Below are 15,901 nucleotides of genomic sequence, written 5' to 3' on the forward strand. Positions count from 1 at the left end.
TGATCGACACGAGCCTCTCACAAGAGAGCGGGCCGGCCGAAGGGGGGAATCCGGCCGACCCGCTGCGACGGCGACTCCGGGGGGAGAGTCGCCGCCACCTTCAGCCGCGAGAGCCTTGGCCCTGCGCGGGGGACACCTCGATGGCCCGCTCGATCTCCTGCCTGAAGCTGTTGCCCGCCGTGTCGGACGCGGTGACGCGGAGGTCGATCCATCCGCCGGCATCCGGCACGGGAAGGGCTGCCGAGTAGGCGGCGACATACGCGCGCCCCTCGGCGAAGATGTCCGTCGGCGGCTCGCCGGGCCCGGACGTGTCGCGGGAGACGAGCGTGAGCGGCACAGGGGCCCACGTGCCTCCCGCGACGCGCATCTCGACGGTCGTCGTGGTGATCGCGCCGCTGCCGGCAGCACCGGCGAGGTGTCCGAGCTCGAGGCGCAGCGGCAGGGCGGCGCCCTTCTTCCGGTTCGCGCCCGCGGTGCCGGATGCATCCAGGTCGACCCCGTAGTACGCCTGGATGAGCGGCTGCAGGACGTTCGACCAGTCGTCGGACGTGCCGGTGGAGGTGAAGTCCCACTCCGTCACGGTCTTGGTGGACGACGGCATGAGCGTGCCGTCCTGCGTCGTGGTCACCACCGCGCGCACCGTGCTGGACCCGTCCGGCATCTCCCAGTAGTTCGTGTCCGGCCACGACGACTGCTTCACGAGCTCGCCGTTGACGTAGAGGTCGGTGCTGATCGTGCCCGACGGCACGGGCTCGGACATCTCGAGCGATCCGGTGTGCAGGGCGTCGCCGCCGTCGCTCCAGCCGGGGATGTTGAGCGAGAGGCCGGGGCCGACGCGCGCCGGCGCCCAATACCCCTGCCCGACGTACGGTCGGATGACGGGTCCGTAAAAGGCGGCGGCCGTTCGATCGCCCGCCGTGTAATGCCGCAGCACGTCGCGGATCACCCAGCCCCCGACCATGGTCGACGTGCTCTGCGACCACCCGACGGAGGGATCGACCCAGTCGGTGCGGACGACTCCGCGCTCCATCGGCATGGGCAGGCCGAAGCCGTACACACCGGTCGGCTCGATGTCCCACCGGAACTCGCTGATCGGGTCGCCCTTCTTCCCGTAGAACGTCGTGTCGACGCGCGCGAGCTTGCCGGGGCGGTAGGTGAGGTCGCTCGGAATGCCGCCGTCGCTGTAGCGGACCAGATCCCATACCTCGCTCGAGTACGGCTCGCCCGTGGCGTCGACCGACCGACGCGGATGCTTCGCGAGATCGGCGAGCAGGGCGCGGCCCTGGACCCCGCTGATTCCCACGACGGGGATGCCGACGGTCGCGCCGTCCTCGGTGCCGACGTACTCGCTGAACTCCCCGTCGGCGTCGTTCGCGATGACGAGGAGCTTCACACCGGCCGCGGCCGCGTTCGCCGCCTGCTGCATCGGCGTGGCGCTCGACGAGCGGGTGACGACGGCCACCTGCCCGCCGGCGTGTGCGGCCACGAGAGCAGCGGGGCTGCCGTCGCCGGCGGCGACGGCGGTCGACTGCAGGCGACCCTCGAGGGGCGTGGAGCCGTACTGCGGGATCACGTCCAGTGCCGTGCCGCCGATGGCCAGATCCAGCCGGGCGTGGGTGAGGCGCCAGCGCGTCGTGAAGTCGACGTGCTTCGCGCTCGGCGCATCCATCGGCTGCGCCCACATCTCGTCGATCCACACCGGCTCGAGTGCACCGTTGGAGAAGCCGTCGACCGAGATGTCCATACGGCGGACCAGCTGCTCGAGCCCCTTCTTCCCGACGTCGACGGTGACCTGCGTGGCCCTGCGGGCATCGAGCGCGACAGTCCTGTCTGCCTTGAGGGTGAACGAGGGGTCGCCCACGAACACGTTGGCCAACGTGTCGGGTGTGCGGTTCGCGTCCATGAACGCGGTGACGGAGTAGCGGCCCGCCGGCAGGCGCAGGGTCATCGTGCCGGACACCTCGGGGAAGTAGTAGTCGCCCGTGTCGAAGTTGTAGAGGGTCGGGAAGGCGTCCAGCGCCTCGCCGGCGAAGCCGGTCGCCGTCAGCGTGAGGTCGTAGCGTTCTGATTCCGTGACGAGGCCGAGGGCGGTGCGCGCGACCGGCGCCCCGTCGACGGAGGCGATGAGCATCCCCGAGTGCTGCGTGCCCGCCTTCACCGCACCGGGATCGGCGGTGATCGAGACGGAGCGCGTCTGGCCGGCCGGGATGTCGAGCGTCTTCGCGTCGAGGGTCAGCGCACGGGAGTCGTCGGACCCGCCGGCTCCCGGCGTGCTGTCGAGGAAGGATGCCGAGAGAGCCACCCTCACCGGCTGCGCCGTGCGGTTCGCGTACTCGACCTTGCGCGTGACGGGAGTCGGGGTGGCGCCGAACGAGAGCATGCCGAAGTCGCCGGATCCCGAGGCGATGACGGGGGTGTCGACGGCGGTGGCGACGTCGAGGGCGCCCGTGCCGGCCTGGTACGAGCTGAGCCCGACGTCCTTGGCGCTGCTCACGACCGCGGCGCGCAGCTGTGCGCCGGTGTACTCGGGATGCTGCTGCTTGACGAGTGCGGCCGCACCGGCGACGTGGGGGGTCGCCATCGACGTGCCGCTCATCGTGACGTAGGAGCCCTCGCCGGGAGAGTCGGCCGAGCGCGCGGCGGTGATGTCGTTGCCGGGGGCGGCGATGTCGGGCTTGAGCGCAGCGGAGCGTGCGAGCGGGCCCGTGTTCGAGAACCAGGACAGCGCACCGCTCGGGTCGTCCACAGAGCCCACGGTGAGGGCGTCGGCGGCCGAGCCGGGCGAGCCCATGTGCTCGGCTGCGCCGTCGTTGCCGGCGGCGACGACGAACAGGGCGCCGGTGGACGCGGAGAGGTCGTTCAGAGCCTGATCCATGAGGTCCGAGCCATCCGACGGGACAGAGGAGGTGAGGCTCATCGACACGATGGACGCGTGGGCTGCGGCCCACTCCATGCCGGCGAGGACCCAGGAGTCCTGGCCGGAGCCGTCCGCGCCGAGGACCTTGCCGACGAGGAGGTCGGCGCCGTCTGCGACGCCGCGATGCGTGCCGCCGTCGGCGGCACCGGTGCCCGCGATCGTCGACGCCACATGGGTGCCGTGTCCGTTCGGGTCGGACGCGACCTCCTCGCCGGGAACGAAGCTGGTCGAGGTGCTGAGCACGCGACCAGCGAGATCGGGGTGGGTGTCGTCGTAGCCCGTGTCGAGGACGGCGACCGTGACGCCTGAGCCGGTCAGGCCCTCCGCCCACGCATGCGGGGCGCCGATCCACGGCACGCTCGAATCGAGGGTGGCCCTGACCTTGCCGTCGAGGTGGATCGACGTGATGCCGCCGCTCAGCGTGGGCTTGTCGCTGAACGTGGAGGGTCCCGTCGTCAGGGCCGTCCAGGTCGCAGCGGCGTCGGCGTGGGCCGCCGTCGCGGCTGCGCCGTCGATGCTGTGGAGGGGCACGCCCAAGTCGATGCCGGGCACCGCGGCGCCCGCGTCGAAGAGCTGCGGGCCCGTGCCGAGCTGAAGGATGACCGGGGTGGCCTTCACGTGCGCGTCGTCGTACCCGTCGGCGATGAGCCGGGTGACGTTGAACAGATCGCGGTCGAGGACGCCCGCGGCGAGGTAGCGCTGGGCGACGTCGGGGATCACGAGCAGGTCGCCCTTGACGACGACGGTGCGGTACCCGGCGCCCGGGGTGACGGTGTCGACGTCCACCGTCTGCTTCCCGCCGGCCAGCCCGTGCACGTGGACGCGATCGCCGGTGATCAGCGTGACCGTGTGATCGGCGGGCCTGCTCGCGGCCGCGGCGCTCTTCGCGGGTGAGGTGCCGCCGCCCGAGGGCCCCTTCCCGGTCGCGGCAGTGGCAGAAGAGGACAGGCCGATGCCGGTGACGGCGATGGCGGTGGCGCAGACCAGCGCAGTGATGGCGCGCGGTCCGCGCAGGCGGGATCGGGATGCTGCGGGCATGGGGATCGGGAACACCTCTCGTAGGGGTGAATCCACCGTCACACGGCCGTGGCATAAAGTGCTGGCGGGGATGTGCCCAGGCGGTTAACCGCCAATCGACCCTGTGGGGAGCGGACATGCTGGAGGCCATCGGGCTGGCGGACGAGCACACGGCGGTGTACCGCGTCGTGCTCGGCATGCCGTCGGCGGATGTGGAGCAGATCGCTCAGGCGGCATCCATCTCGGTGCGGCAGGCCCGCCGCATCCTGGACGACCTCGAGGAGCTCGGTCTCATCGCGCGCCAGGCTTCTTCACCGGGACGGCTGGTCGCCTCGCCACCCGCTGTCGCCCTGCTGCCGATCCTGCGGGAGCGGGAGCGCCGCCTCGCCGCCTCGCACGAGGCGCTCGTCCAGCTCAGCGACCTCTACCGGCAGGGGGCGGCGCAGCGCGAGGTGGCCGACGTCGTCGACGTCGTGCTCGGGCCCGAGGCCGTCGTCCAGCGTCTCGCGCAGCTGCAGGCGTCCGCCGAGGAGCAGGTGTGCGTCTTCGTCCTGGAGGACGTCGCGCTCGTGTCCGGGCCGGACAACGTCGAGGAGGACCTCGCGCTCGCGCGTGGCGTCCGCTACCGCGTCGTCGCGGAGCGCGCGGTGCTGGAGCGGCCGGGCTTCGTCGAGACCGTCCGCGAGCTCGAGCCGTTCGGCGAGGAGGTGCGGGTCGTCCCGCATCTGCCGACGCGGCTGTTCATCGCGGACGACACGATGGCGCTGCTGCCGATGTACTCGCGGGGCGAGCGCAAGATCTCGGGCGGTCTGCTCGTGCACCCGAGCGGGCTGCTCGACCTCGTCATCGAGACGTTCGAGCAGACCTGGCGGTCGGCGCCGGTGCTCGCGGCATCCGAGGGCGTCGTCCGCGACCGGACGATCACGCCGCTCGACAGCGAGCTGCTGACGCTCCTGCTGCTCGGGCTCACGGATGCGGCCGCGGGCGCGCAGCTGGGCGTCTCGCTGCGCACGGTGCAGCGGCGGGTCGCCGAGCTCATGGACGAGGTCGGCGTGACGACGCGCATTCAGCTCGGTGCCGAAGCGGTCAGGCGAGGCTGGGCGTGAGTCAGACGACCTCGAACACGCAGGGCGATGCGAACCGCACGACCCGGTTCCTCGTGCGTCGAGCCTGCCCCACGGCGGTCAGTACGAGGCGCGCTCGCTCTCGCCCGGCGCAGGGATGAATCGGGAGGCGAGCGCCTCGGAGCCGCGCGCGAGCATCGACACGTCGGCGGCCACGGCGACGAAGGCCGCCCCGCCGGCGATGTAGGCGTCGGCCGCGACCGGGTCGAACGCGTTCACGCCGACGGGCTTCCCCGCGCCCGTGACGGCCTCGAACGTGCGCTGCACGGCGGCGAGGACCTCGGGATGCGTCTGCTGCCCGAGCACCCCGAGTGAGGCGGCGAGGTCGGCCGGGCCGACGAAGACCGCATCGACGCCGTCGACGGCGGCGATCTCCGCCGCGTTCTCCACCGCCTCGGCCGACTCGACCTGGACGATGAGCGAGACGTGGTCGTCGGCATCCTGGAGGTATCCCTCCACGCGGTTCCAGCGCGCCGAGCGCGACAGCGACGAGCCGACGCCGCGCCGCCCCCGCGGCGGGTAGCGCACGGCGGCCACGAGCTCGCGGGCCTGCTCGGCGGTCGACACCATCGGCACGATGACGTTCTGCGCGCCGATGTCGAGCACCTGCTTCAGGATCACGTCGTCGCCGTGCGGCACGCGCACGACCGGAGCCACCGGGTAGGCGCCGACCGCCTGCAGCTGCGCGAGGACGGACTCGAGCGTGTTCGCGGAGTGCTCCATGTCGATGAGCAGCCAGTCGACGCCCGATCCCGCGAGGATCTCGGCGACCAGGGGCGAGCCCGAGCACGCCCACAGGCCGATGAGCGTGCGGTCGGATGCGGCGAGCCGCTCGCGGATGGTGGTGCTCAGGTGAACTGGCATGTGATGGTCCCCAATGGTCCGTAGTCGCACACCACGGTATCGCCGCGGGACACCCACATCGGCCGCGTGAACGAACCGGCCAGGATGATCTCGCCGGCCTCCAGTCTGGCCCCGTGCTGGTGGAACTTGTTCGCGAGCCACGCCACGCCGACCGCGGGATTTCCGAGGACGCCCGCCGCGACGCCGGTCTCCTCGATCTGCCCGTTGCGCGAGAGCACCCCGGGCACCCACGGCAGGTCGACCTCGTCGAGCCGCTTGCGGGTGTCGCCGAGCACCATCGCGCCGTAGGCGGCGTTGTCGCTGATCGTGTCGACGATCGTGCGGCCCTCCAGCTCGATGTGCGAGTTCAGCACCTCGAGGGCCGGCACGACGTGCGCGGTCGCGCGCAGGACGTCCTCGAGGGTGCAGTCGGGGCCCTCGAGCGGCTCCGCGAGGACGAAGGCGAGCTCGACCTCGATGCGCACGTTCGAGAAGTCGTCGAACGGGATGCTCGACCCGCTGGCGTACACCGTGTCGTCGAACATCACCCCGTAGTCGGGCTCGGTGATGCCCGTCGCCTGCTGCATGGCCTTCGAGGTGAGGCCGATCTTGCGCCCGACGATCCGGTGGCCGTCGGCGAGACGCTTGTCGCGCCACACGCCCTGGATCGCGTACGAGTCCTCGATCGTCGCATCCGGATACCGCGCGGTGATGCGCGGGATCACCGTGCGCGTGCGGCCCGCCTCGGCGAGCTCCTCGGCGATCTGCGCGATGACATCGGGTGACAGCATCCCGTTTCCTCCTAGAGCTGGTGGCCGAGCTTGTACTCGCCCTGCTTCCACTCGGGCATGGATGCGTCGCCCTCGTCCGGTCGGGTGTAGCTGAACCCGTCGGCGCCGATCGTGACCGCCATCTCGGACGTGTCGGTGCGGGCGACGACCGGCTGCGGATTGCCGTCGAGGTCGAGCACGAGCGACGCCTCGGTGTACCAGGACGGGACGACCGGGTTGCCCCACCAGTCGCGGCGCTGGTTGTCGTGCACGTCCCACGTGACGACCGGGTTGTCGGGATCGCCGGTGTAGTAGTCCTGCGTGTAGATCTCGACGCGGTGGCCGTCGGGGTCGCGCAGGTACAGGTAGAACGCGTTCGAGACGCCGTGGCGGCCGGGGCCGCGCTCGATGGCGTCCGAGCGGCGCAGGGCGCCGAGCTTGTCGCAGATCGCGAGGATGTTGTGCTTCTCGTGCGTGGCGAAGGCGACGTGGTGCATGCGCGGGCCGTCGCCGCCGGTCATGGCCGTGTCGTGCACGGTGGGCTTGCGGCGCATCCATGCCGCGTAGACGGTGCCCTCGTCGTCCTGGATGTCCTCCGTGACGCGGAAGCCGAGGTCCTGCATGTAGCCGACCGCGCGCGGGACGTCGGGCGTGACCTGGTTGAAGTGGTCGAGCCGCACGAGCTCGCCCGGGGTGTGCAGGTCGTACCGCCAGGAGAGGCGCTCGACATGCTCGGTCTGGTGGAAGAACTCGTAGGGGAAGCCGAGCGGGTCGACGACCCGCACCGAGTCGCCGATGCCCTTCGTCCAGCCCTGCGGGTTGCGGCGCACGTCGCAGCCGAGCTCGGTGTAGAACGCGACGGCCTTGTCGAGGTCTTCGGGAGTGCGCACGCGGTACGAGAACGCGGCGACCGCGGCCACCGGCCCCTGCCGCAGGACCAGGTTGTGGTGGATGAACTCCTCCGTCGAGCGGAGGTGGATCGTGGTGTCGTCCTCTTCCGTGACGTACAGCCCGAGCACATCGACGTAGAACTCGCGGGAGGCGAGGAGGTCGGTGACCACGAGCTCCATGTACGCGCAGCGCAGCACGTCCGGCGGGGCGGCCGCGGGGGTCGGCACCGGGTTCTCGGAGTGGATGGGCGCCTCCTGGCTCACGTAGAAGCCCGAGGAGGTGAGGGTCATGTCTTTGCGGTCGGTCATGTCAGCGTCCTTGCTTTGAGATCCGGCGGTCAGTTCTTGCCGAAGGTGGGGTTGTGGACCTTGCCGAGCGTGATGTGCACGGCCTGCTGGTCGGTGTAGAAGTCGATCGAGCGGTAGCCGCCCTCGTGGCCGAGGCCCGAGGCCTTCACACCGCCGAACGGAGTGCGCAGGTCGCGCACGTTGTTCGAGTTCAGCCACACCATCCCGGCCTCGACGGCCTGGGCGAAGTTGTGGGCGCGCTTGAGGTCGTTCGTCCAGATGTACGCGGCGAGGCCGTACTTCGTGTTGTTCGCGAGGGCCAGAGCCTCTTCGTCCGTGTCGAACGGGGTGATCGCGACGACCGGTCCGAAGATCTCCTCCTGGAAGATCCGCGCGTCCGGGCTGACGTCGGCGAACACGGTCGGTGCGACGAAGTTGCCGACCTCGAACCCCTCGGGACGGCCGCCGCCGGCGACGAGGCGACCCTCTCCTTTGCCGATCTCGACGTAGCTCATGACCTTCTCGTAGTGCTCCGGGTGCACGAGCGCGCCGACCTCGGTCGCCGGGTCGTGCGGGTAGCCGACCGTGACGCGCTTCGCCTGGGCCGCGTACTTCTCGACGAACTCGTCGTACACCTCGCGCTGCACGAGGATGCGGCTGCCCGCGGTGCAGCGTTCGCCGTTGAGTGAGAACACGCCGAAGATCGTGGCGTCGATCGCCGCGTCGAGGTCGGCGTCGGCGAAGACGACGGCGGGCGACTTGCCGCCGAGCTCCATCGACAGGCCCTTGAGGAACGGCGCCGCGTTGCCGAAGATGATCTGCCCTGTGCGGCTCTCGCCGGTGAAGGAGATGAGCGGCACGTCGGGGTGCTTCACGAGGGCGTCGCCCGCATCCTCGCCCAGTCCGTTGACGAGGTTGAAGACGCCCTGGGGAAGGCCCGCCTCCTCGAAGATGCCGGCCCACAGGGATGCCGACAGCGGCGTGAACTCGGCGGGCTTCAGGACGACCGTGTTGCCGGTGGCGAGGGCCGGTCCGAGCTTCCACGACTCGAGCATGAACGGGGTGTTCCACGGCGTGATGAGGCCGGCGACGCCGATCGGCTTGCGGTTCACGTAGTTGATCTGTCGCCCCGGCACCTTGAACGTGTCGTCGGCCTGGGCGACGATGAGGTCCGCGAAGAAGCGGAAGTTCTCCGCGGCGCGACGGGCCTGACCGAGGGCCTGCGTGATCGGCAGACCCGAGTCGTACGACTCGAGCTCGGCGAGCCGGGCGTCGCGGGACTCGACGATGTCGGCGATGCGGTGCAGCACGCGCGAGCGCTCGCGGGGCAGCATCCGCGGCCAGGGGCCATCGGCGAAGGCGCGCGCGGCGGCGGCGACGGCCTTGTCGATGTCGGCCTTCTTGCCGGCGGCCGCCTGCACGTACACCTCGTTGGTCACCGGGTCGAGCACGTCGAAGGTGTCGCCGTCGACGGAGTCGACGAACCGGCCGTCGATGTAGTGCTGGATGCGGTCGGGCAGGTCGGCGGGGACGTGCGCGTGGGCGTTGTCGGTCATCGGTGCTCCTGTCGGATTCAGTGGTCGTGGCGCGCGGCGAGGAAGGCGTCGAGCGTGCGCCAGCGGTGGTTGCGCGCGGCCAGCTCGATCTCGAGCGGGTCGGCGCCGGTGCGGATGAGGTCGAGGATCTCGGTGTGCTCCTCGACCGAGTGGTGTGCACGCCCGGGCACGAAGGCGAACGTCGAATCCCGCAGGTTCGACAGGCGCCCCCAGCCGCGGTGGACGAGGTCGAGGATGTGCGGGTTCGGGCACGGCTCGTACAGCACGGAGTGGAACTGCTGGTTCAGCTGCGTGAACACGTGCGCGTCGAAGTGCTCGAGGAGGCGCTGCATCCGGTCGTTGACCTCCGCCGCGCGGTCGAGATCCTCGGGCATGAGCAGGGGAGCGGACATCGAGGTCGCGGCTCCCTCGACGAGCCCGAGGGTCTGCATCGTGAAGGCGTACTCGCTCTCGTCCACCACGGTCACGCGTGCGCCCACGTTGCGCTCGAAGGTGACGAGACCCTCGGCCTCCAGGCGGCGGATCGCCTCGCGCACCGGAACGACGCTCATGTCGAGGGCCTCGGCGATGGGGGCGAGGACGAGCCGGTACCCGGCACTGAACTCGTTGCGTGCGATGCGCTCGCGGATCCACACGTAGGCGCGCTCGGACTTGCTGGCGGTGTCGGTCGTCGTACTCATGACTCCCGCTCCGCGTCATAGCGTGCGCGCCACTCGGCGTTCATGGGGAAGAGCCCGTCGACCTTGTGGCCTTCGCGGATGCGATCGGCGATCCAGGCATCCACCTCCTCCTGCGCGAGGGCCGCGTCGGCGACCTCCTCGGCGATGCCGGGCGGGATGACGATGACACCGTCGTCGTCGCCGACGATGATGTCGCCGGGCTCGATCGTGGTGCCGCCGCATCCGATCGCCACATCGACGTCCCACGGGACGTGCTTGCGCCCGAGGACGGCGGGATGCGCGCCGCGGGAGTAGACCGGGATGCCGACCGCGGCCACGGCCTCGTAGTCGCGGACGCCTCCGTCGGTGACGATGCCGGCGGCCCCGCGCGCGTGGGCGCGCAGGGCGAGGATGTCGCCGAGGGTGCCGGATCCGCTCTCGCCGCGGGCCTCGATGACGATGACCTCGCCCTCGCCGACGGCGTCGAACGCGCGCTTCTGCGCGTTGTAGCCGCCGCCGTGGCTCTGGAAGAGGTCCTCGCGGCCGGGGACGAAGCGAAGGGTGCGTGCGGTGCCCACGAGTTTGACACCGGGATGCATCGGCCGCACGCCGTCGACCGTGACGTTGTCCAGGCCGCGCTTGCGCAGCTGCCCCGACAGGCCCGCGACCGGGACGGCCTCGAGCTTCGCGCGAAGTTCGGGGGTGAGCGCGGGCGCGGGCTCCGGCAGACCGGCGGCCTCGCGCGAGCCCCAGGCCTCGGCGCGCTGCGTGTCGTCGACGTGGGGGAGTGAGCCGACCTCGGCGTCGAAGCCGCCCGAGCCCTGCACGACGTGGGTCACCAGGCTGCCGGTCGACAGTCCCGCCGATGGCGCGTCGACCTCGACCTCGACGACGTCGCCCGGCTGCACGACGGACGAGCCGGCGGGGGTGCCGGTCAGGATGACGTCGCCGGTCTCGAGCGTGAAGTGCTGCGAGAGGTCGGCGACGAGCTGCGTGAGAGGGAAGATGAGGCCGGCCGACGTGTCGTCCTGCACGAGGGCGCCGTTCACCCACGTGCGCAGGCGCAGGCCGGCGGGGTCGACGGCGCGGGCGTCGATGAGGGCCGGACCGAGGGGCGTGTAGCCGTCGCCGCCCTTGGAGCGCACGTTCGACCCCTTGTCGTTCGCACGCAGGTCGTACAGGCCGAAGTCGTTGGCGGCGGTGACCCAGCCGACATGGCTCCAGGCGTCGGCCGGCGGGATGCGACGCCCCGGCGTGCCGATGACGAGCGCGATCTCGCCCTCGAAGGCCAGAAGCTCGGTGCCCTCGGGTCGTTCGATCGTCGAACCGGTCCCGGCGACCGAGCTCGACGGCTTGAAGAAGTAGCTCGGGGCGGCGGGGCGCCGACCGCGCTGGTCGGCCCGGGAGGCGTAGCTCAGGTGGATCGCGATGATCTTCCCCGGGCGGGTGGGAAGCGCGGCGAATCGGGGATCCGACGTGTCCCTGGAACGGCTGTCCGTGCTCATGAGCTCCCTTACCCTTGGCGTTGTATCTGAAATCGTATATTATCCGTCTCATCGCAACAAGCACGACTTTCGCGGCGGGTCCTCCGCCGTGCAGAGGCAGACGAGACGAAGGAGTCGCCAATGAGCAGCGGGCCGCAGCATCCGGGATTCACCCCCACGGGGACGATCCAGAGCACCCCCGATCGCCGACGGGTCGTGGTCGCGACCGTCGTCGGCACCACGGTGGAGTGGTACGACTTCTTCATCTACGCGTTCGCAGCCGGTGTCGTGTTCGCTGATCTGTTCTTCGCTCCCGCCGGTCCCCAGTTCGCGCAGATCCTCTCCTTCATCACGGTGGGCATCAGCTTCCTCTTCCGCCCGCTCGGCGCGTTCCTCGCCGGGCACTTCGGCGACAAGCTCGGCCGCCGGCCCGTCCTCGTCATCACGCTGATCATGATGGGCACGGCCACGACCCTCGTCGGCCTGCTGCCCACGTACGCCGTCATCGGGGTGTGGGCGCCGGTCCTGCTGATCCTGCTGCGCATCGTGCAGGGGATCTCGGCGGGCGGCGAGTGGGGCGGCGCCGTCCTGATGGCCGTGGAGCACGCGCCCAAGGCGAAGCGCGGGCTGTTCGGCGCGTCGCCGCAGATCGGCGTGCCGATCGGCCTGCTCCTCGCATCCCTCGTCCTGGCGCTCATGGCGCAGATCGCGCCCGGCGCGGCGTTCGCGGCGTGGGGCTGGCGCGTGCCCTTCCTGCTGTCGTTCGTGCTGATCCTCGTCGGCTACTGGGTGCGCCGCCGGGTGGAGGAGAGCCCGGTGTTCAACGAGATCGCCGAGCGCAAGGAGCAGAGCCGGATGCCCATCGTGCAGCTGTTCCGTCGGCACACGCTGCTGGTGATCATCGCGGCGCTCGTCTTCGCGGGCAACAACGCGGTCGGCTACATGACGACCGGCGGCTATGTGCAGCACTACGCGACCGACCCGGCCGGGCCCATCAAGCTGAACCCCGGCCCGGTCTTCTGGGTCGTCGCGGTGTCCGGCGTGACGTGGCTCATCTCGACGTGGTTCGCGGGATGGTTCTCCGACAAGATCGGCCGCCGCAACACCTACATCGTCGGGTGGATCGTGCAGCTCGTCGGCGTCTTCCTCCTCTTCCCGCTGACGAACACGGGCTCGCTCCTCTCGCTGATGGTCGCGCTCATCGTGCTGACGATCGGCCTCGGCCTGACCTATGGACCGCAGGCGGCGCTGTACTCCGAGCTGTTCCCGGCATCCATCCGCTTCTCGGGCGTCTCGATCTCGTACGCCATCGGCGCCATCATCGGCGGCGCGTTCGCTCCCACGATCGCGCAGGCCATCTTCCAGGCGACCGGGTCGACGAACGGCATCACGTGGTACCTCGCCGGGATGACGCTGCTCGGACTCGTCGCGACGCTGCTGCTGCGCGACCGCACGGGCATCCCGCTCGGCCCGGATCACGAGGCCGAGCAGGAGGTCAGCCCGATCCGCGGCTTCGCCAAGGTCTGATCAGGAGCCGAGCGCCTCGCGGATGCCGTTCGCGGCCTGCGTGAGGCGCTCGGCGAGCTCCTCCGGCGCATGCGCGCTCGCGAGGTAGACGACCGCCAGGGCGACCGGCGGGCGCCCGCGGAGCGCGAGCGGCACCGCCACGGAGCGGAGCGAGGGGATGACCTCGTCGTGGCTCTGCGCGTATCCACAGGCCGCCGCATCCGCGATCTGCGCGGCGTCGGCGCCCTCGGGCCACTGCCCGGGCGGCAGCTGTGCGAGGATCGCGCGGCCGGGTGCGCCGACGGCGACGGGATGCCGGGAGCCCGGGCGCTGCGCGACGGAGGCGACGGCGTGCCGCGGCTCGACGCTCATGAGCGTGACGCTCTCGTCGCGATCGAGCACCGTCAGGAAGCACGTCATCGCGAGGTCGTTCGCAGCCGCGGTGAGCTCCGGGAGCGCCTCGGCCTGCAGGTCGTGGGCGACTCCCGCGGCCAGCGCCGCGAGGCGGGACCCGAGCTCCACGCGGCCGGAGCCGTCGCGGGCGACGAGACCATGGTCCTCGAGCGTGCGCAGCAGGCGATAGGCGACGGAGCGGTGCACGTCGAGGCGCCGTGCGACCTCGTCGATCATGAGCGGCTCGCGCGCGTCGGCGAGGATCTCGAGGATCCGGATGCCGCGGCTCAAGGTCTGCGATGCGGGGGCGTCGGCCATCGGCATCCCTCCGTCGGGTCTTGTCCTCAGTCGCATCCGTCGTATACGATCTGTTCAATAGTAGAGCAGTGAGTTCGATTATAGAACACTTGCTTCGAAGGGCAAGGGCCGCCGGAGGCAGGCGCTGCCCCCACGGCACGACCCTCGCGAAAGCGGGCGCAAGGAGGCTCCCCATGCAGTTCCACCACCACGGCTATGTGTCGGGCGACCCGCGCGTGCTGCCCGCCGCGGGCACCGGCATCGACCGGCCCGCCGAGCTGCCCGACGAGATGGACGTGCTCATCGTCGGGTCGGGTCCGGCGGGAATGCTGCTCGCCGCGCAGCTCTCGCGGTACCCCGACGTGACGACCCGCATCATCGAGCGCCGCGACGGCCGGCTCGTGCTGGGGCAGGCCGACGGCATCCAGCCGCGCAGCGTGGAGACCTTCGACGCCTTCGGCTTCGCCGAGCGCATCGTCGCGGAGGCGTACAACATCGGCTGGATGAACTTCTGGGGGCCCGACCCGGAGAACGTCGACAACATCATCCGCACCGTGCGCACCGAGGACTACGCGTTCCAGATCAGCGAGTACCCGCACCTCATCGTCAACCAGGCGCGCGTGCTCGACTACTTCGCCGAGGCGGCGGCCCACGGTCCGGCCCGGATCGTGCCGGACTACGGCGTCGAATTCGTCGGCCTGACCGTGCGGGACGACCACGTCGAGGTGCGCGTGCGCTACACCGCCGGCCCCCGGGTAGGGGAGGAGCGGACGGTCCGCGCCACATACGTGGCGGGCTGCGACGGTGCCCGCAGCGGCGTGCGCGAGGCCATCGGCCGCAAGCACATCGGCGGCATCTCGGCCCACGCGTGGGGCGTCATGGATGTGCTCGTCAACACCGACTTCCCGGACTGGCGCACGAAGTGCGCCATCAACGCCGAGGCGGGCAACATCCTGCTGATCCCCCGCGAGGGCGGCTACCTCTGCCGCGTCTATGTCGACCTCGGCGCGGTCGCGGAGGACGACGACCATCAGGTGCGCTCGACGCCGATCGAGGCCATCATCGCGAAGGCGAACGACATCCTGCACCCGTACTCGCTGGATGTGAAGCAGGTCGCCTGGTACAGCGTCTACGAGGTCGGGCACCGGGTCACGGACAAGTTCGACGACGTGGATGTGGATGCGGATCACGCGCCTCGGGTCTTCCTCACCGGCGATGCGTGCCACACCCACTCCGCGAAGGCGGGGCAGGGCATGAACGTGTCGATGCAGGACGGCTTCAACCTCGGGTGGAAGCTCGGTTCGGTGCTCACCGGCCGCAGCCCCGAGTCGCTGCTTCGCACGTACTCGGCCGAGCGCCAGCCGGTCGCGCAGCAGCTCATCGACTTCGACCGCGAGTGGTCGTCGCTCATGGCGCGCAAGCCGGAGGAGATCGACGACCCGAAGGAGCTCGCCACCTTCTACCTCGGCACCGCGGAGTTCCCGTCCGGGTTCATGACCCAGTACGGCCCGTCGATGATCGAGGGCTCCTCGGGCCACCAGGATTTGGCGACCGGATTCCCGCTGGGGATGCGGTTCAAGTCCGCCGAGGTCGTGCGGGTCGGCGACGGCAACGTCATCCATCTCGGTCACCACGCCAAGGCGGACGGCCGCTGGCGGATCTATGCGTTCGCGGACGAATCCCGTTCCTCGCTGAATCAGTGGGCCGCGTGGGTGCCGTCGCTGATCTCGCGCTACACGCCGGCCGAGGGGGATGTGGATGCGGTGTTCGACGTGAAGGTCGTCTACCAGGACCCATTCGAGGACGTCGACCTCGGAGAGGTCCCGGCGGTGTTCCTGCCGAAGACCGGGCCGCTCGGGCTCACCGACTGGGAGAAGGTGTACGCCTCGACGCAGTCGACCCGAGCCACCCCGTCGATCTTCGACGAGCGCGGGCTGTCGCGCGACGGGGTCGTGGTGGTGGTGCGGCCGGATCAGTACGTGGCCGCGGTGCTGCCGCTGACCGCCCGCGGGGAGCTCGCCGAGTTCTTCGCGGGATGCCTGCTGCCCGTGTGAGCCGCGCTTTCGACAGCCGGGTCCGCGCCGGGGCTTGTGTATCGTCTATATGTTCGATAGCGTTTCTTCACAGGGAGATGGGTGGCCGCTTCGTCGGCTGCTG

At 70.5% G+C, this 15,901-nt stretch carries 11 protein-coding genes; 3 read left to right on the forward strand and 8 right to left on the reverse strand.

Going from position 1 to position 15,901, the window contains the following annotated elements; all coding sequences use genetic code 11:
* Positions 1-100: 100 nt before the first annotated feature.
* Positions 101-3,955, reverse strand: coding sequence for a S8 family peptidase (locus SM116_RS05145; protein ID WP_320943383.1), 3,855 nt, complete (start codon positions 3,953-3,955; stop codon positions 101-103).
* Positions 3,956-4,071: 116 nt separating this feature from the next.
* On the opposite strand from SM116_RS05145, the gene SM116_RS05150 reads away from it, so the two are divergent.
* Positions 4,072-5,040: a TrmB family transcriptional regulator gene (locus SM116_RS05150; protein WP_320943384.1), complete on the forward strand. Its 969-nt coding sequence runs from the start codon at positions 4,072-4,074 to the stop codon at positions 5,038-5,040.
* Positions 5,041-5,118: 78 nt separating this feature from the next.
* On the opposite strand, the gene SM116_RS05155 is transcribed toward SM116_RS05150, so the two are convergent.
* The 6 genes from SM116_RS05155 to SM116_RS05180 are packed head-to-tail and all read right to left on the reverse strand — an operon-like array spanning position 5,119 to position 11,569.
* Positions 5,119-5,922 (reverse strand): HpcH/HpaI aldolase family protein, encoded by an 804-nt coding sequence (locus tag SM116_RS05155; RefSeq protein WP_320943385.1) that lies wholly within the window; start codon positions 5,920-5,922, stop codon positions 5,119-5,121.
* Positions 5,907-6,692, reverse strand: a complete 786-nt coding sequence (locus SM116_RS05160; protein ID WP_320943386.1) for a 2-keto-4-pentenoate hydratase — start codon at positions 6,690-6,692, stop codon at positions 5,907-5,909. The genes SM116_RS05155 and SM116_RS05160 overlap by 16 nt, the downstream gene beginning before the upstream one ends.
* An 11-nt stretch (positions 6,693-6,703) precedes the next feature.
* Positions 6,704-7,870, reverse strand: a complete 1,167-nt coding sequence (gene hpaD / locus SM116_RS05165) for a 3,4-dihydroxyphenylacetate 2,3-dioxygenase (RefSeq protein WP_320943387.1) — start codon at positions 7,868-7,870, stop codon at positions 6,704-6,706.
* A gap of 29 nt (positions 7,871-7,899) precedes the next feature.
* Entirely contained in the window at positions 7,900-9,405 is a 1,506-nt protein-coding gene (gene hpaE / locus SM116_RS05170; RefSeq protein ID WP_320943388.1) for a 5-carboxymethyl-2-hydroxymuconate semialdehyde dehydrogenase, read from the reverse strand.
* Positions 9,406-9,422: 17 nt separating this feature from the next.
* Entirely contained in the window at positions 9,423-10,085 is a 663-nt protein-coding gene (locus SM116_RS05175) for a GntR family transcriptional regulator (RefSeq protein WP_320943389.1), read from the reverse strand.
* Positions 10,082-11,569, reverse strand: coding sequence for a fumarylacetoacetate hydrolase family protein (locus tag SM116_RS05180; RefSeq protein ID WP_320943390.1), 1,488 nt, complete (start codon positions 11,567-11,569; stop codon positions 10,082-10,084). The genes SM116_RS05175 and SM116_RS05180 overlap by 4 nt, the downstream gene beginning before the upstream one ends.
* Before the next feature lie 120 nt (positions 11,570-11,689).
* On the opposite strand from SM116_RS05180, the gene SM116_RS05185 reads away from it, so the two are divergent.
* A complete protein-coding gene (locus SM116_RS05185) occupies positions 11,690-13,075 on the forward strand; it encodes an MFS transporter (RefSeq protein WP_320943391.1) in 1,386 nt (461 codons plus the stop codon).
* On the opposite strand, the gene SM116_RS05190 is transcribed toward SM116_RS05185, so the two are convergent.
* Positions 13,076-13,771, reverse strand: coding sequence for an IclR family transcriptional regulator (locus tag SM116_RS05190; RefSeq protein ID WP_425563299.1), 696 nt, complete (start codon positions 13,769-13,771; stop codon positions 13,076-13,078).
* A gap of 167 nt (positions 13,772-13,938) precedes the next feature.
* On the opposite strand from SM116_RS05190, the gene SM116_RS05195 reads away from it, so the two are divergent.
* Positions 13,939-15,798 carry an FAD-dependent monooxygenase gene (locus tag SM116_RS05195; protein WP_320943393.1) on the forward strand — a complete coding sequence of 620 codons (1,860 nt, stop codon included), beginning with the start codon at positions 13,939-13,941 and terminating at the stop codon, positions 15,796-15,798.
* Positions 15,799-15,901: the final 103 nt, after the last annotated feature.

Source organism: Microbacterium rhizosphaerae (assembly GCF_034120055.1).
GTDB classification, from domain to species: domain Bacteria; phylum Actinomycetota; class Actinomycetes; order Actinomycetales; family Microbacteriaceae; genus Microbacterium; species Microbacterium rhizosphaerae.